This is a genomic window from Parachitinimonas caeni (assembly GCF_030129945.1).
In the GTDB taxonomy this organism is placed as follows: Bacteria; Pseudomonadota; Gammaproteobacteria; order Burkholderiales; family Chitinimonadaceae; genus Parachitinimonas; species Parachitinimonas caeni.
In genome coordinates, this window is the sequence record NZ_JARRAF010000164.1 from 1 (window position 1) to 551 (window position 551).

1 protein-coding gene is annotated in these 551 nt (G+C 60.6%); it reads right to left on the bottom strand.

What is annotated here, in order from left to right; all coding sequences use genetic code 11:
• Positions 1-530 (bottom strand): hypothetical protein (locus PZA18_RS24125; RefSeq protein WP_284103438.1); only part of this gene is annotated, 530 nt, incomplete at its 3' end.
• Positions 531-551 lie beyond the last annotated feature (21 nt).

Consider the following 551-nt stretch of genomic DNA (forward strand, 5'->3'; position numbering starts at 1 on the left):
ATTTGTGACTGGCAGCTTGAGCCTACCAGTGTGTCACCCCGGATATAGCGGATAGCGCCACCCCATGGCGAAATGAGTGCGGATGCGGGAAGACCAAGTGGCGCATTCGCAAAGCTGCCGACCTGGATCGCACTCGGCGTAGGCGCTGCACAGCCCCCCGCCGCAAAGTTCACCCCATGGCCAATCGCTGACCATGCCGTATTCGGTGCGCTCGGCGTACGGATGCTGTTCCCGTTGCGTTTGGCATCGGCAATCAAGGCAGCACTCAAGGTTTCAGCCTGGGCCCGCGCCATCACGGCCGGATCGCTGATCGTGCCCGACTTCTGTAGCAGGGCGGTGGTGTCTGCGGGCTGCATCCACCCTACCGAGTCGTCAAACTGGTTCGGGCCGGCGTCAGCGAAATCTGCGTAGGTCAGGGTGGCATTGTTATCCGTGTTTTCTACCTCCCGGGTACCGGCACCCGTCAAAGTGAAACGCTGGCCTGACGCATGGTAGATGTAACCGCCGAATAGATTCGGTCCGTGAGACACCAAAGCGACCACCGCATTCTG